Annotated in this window: 1 protein-coding gene; it reads right to left on the bottom strand. The window is 38.4% G+C overall.

What is annotated here, in order from left to right; all coding sequences use genetic code 11:
- Positions 1-210: 210 nt before the first annotated feature.
- A partial coding sequence (locus tag H4O20_RS13290) for an IS1380 family transposase (protein WP_185099583.1) occupies positions 211-1,423 on the bottom strand: 1,213 nt, incomplete at its 5' end.

The following is a 1,423-nucleotide window of genomic DNA, read 5'->3' as shown; positions in this document are numbered from 1 at the left end:
GAACTTGTGGCTTTCTCCTCTTAAAACTGCTAGAGATGTAGATTTGTAGTTTTAGATGAGTTTTCGGCTCTATTCAAAGCATATCTCCCCCATTACAAGTTTTTTCTGCTCGGTACGAAGCGTACCTTTCCCATTAAAGGATTTATTCTTTCTAAATTTTTGCCGTAATATGTTAAAGAACTTTTTAAAAGAGGCACGAAAGTTAATGGGTCAGGTTTCCCAATTAATTGTTCCATAGACCCTGAGATGCCACTGTCTGGAACAATAGACCCACTTTGCAGGAACAGCAATAAATCTGAAAATAAACTTCTTGATCCTGTATTTTGGATGTAGGCCTTTTACTTTTTTGGAAAACAGGTTTATCAAATAATGATAAATATTTCGGCAAATTGCCATAATTTGTAAATAGACTTGATTTTGCTCCAGTGAGGAAAATGGCAGTTTTTGCCATCCAAAATCGTGCTTTAATACTTCAAATTCCCTTTCTATTGTTCCTCTTTGATTGTAATAGAAAACAATGTTGTCAGGATCACTTTCTTCATCATTGGTTATGATGATTGAGTAAATACAGGCTTCTCCGGTAAAGGTGTTAATTTGTCCGTCCTTTCGTTTTTCTTTGGTTACGATAAACCGATAAGTATGGAGTTCATCTTGCATCTTGTGATCTCTTGCAGCTCTCTTGAAAGGAGTATAGAATGCTTCTCCTCTATAGATTCCATCTTCGTTATTGCCCACAGTTTCCCATTCTTCTACCAATGAAATGACCGTGTCCATTGCTGAGGACATTCTTGCCTTTACATAAAATTTGTTCGTATATTTTGCAATGGTCCGTATGGTCTTAAACTCATAGGAAGCACTGTCTGCCCTGAACCTATTTGTTTTGATATTATGGTTTTCAAGGTGCTTGAACATTCTTTCAAGTGTTTCGGACTGTAAAATTCCCGCGTTGCTTCTTCCGTTTCTATTTTCCACATAAACCACATTTGATCCCACCAATGCAACTCCGGGCACATATCCATAGCATTTTTTATAGGTGATTTGCGCATCCTCTTTTTCAGTATAACAAACAGTGTTGTCATAGTCCAAGTCAACCATCGACTCCGCCAGGTTTGTAATCCTTTTTAGTACCTTAAGATTTAGTTCCGTCAGCTTCTCATTAATGGCAAATTGATGCAAATGTTTGCCTCGGCTGGTGGGAAATTTTGTGGCAGGTTCAACCAATTCTTTTAAACGGTTCAAAACCCTGTCGGGACTGGGAACTTTAAGTTTTGGCGATTGGGAAAGACTAGGTTTGAAGTTGCCCGACAGATCTTCTGCGCAGTCTCCACCACAGAAGAAGACGGACCAATAACTATAGAGCAGATCTCTCCAGTTATATTTACTTTGGGCTCCCAATTTGGGCAGAGCTTCATTAAGAATCTTA

It is taken from the genome of Aequorivita sp. 609 (assembly GCF_014212065.1).
GTDB classification, from domain to species: domain Bacteria; phylum Bacteroidota; class Bacteroidia; order Flavobacteriales; family Flavobacteriaceae; genus Aequorivita; species Aequorivita sinensis.
The sequence above is the reverse complement of the archived record's forward strand: the minus strand, read 5'-3'. Positions and strand labels throughout refer to the sequence as shown.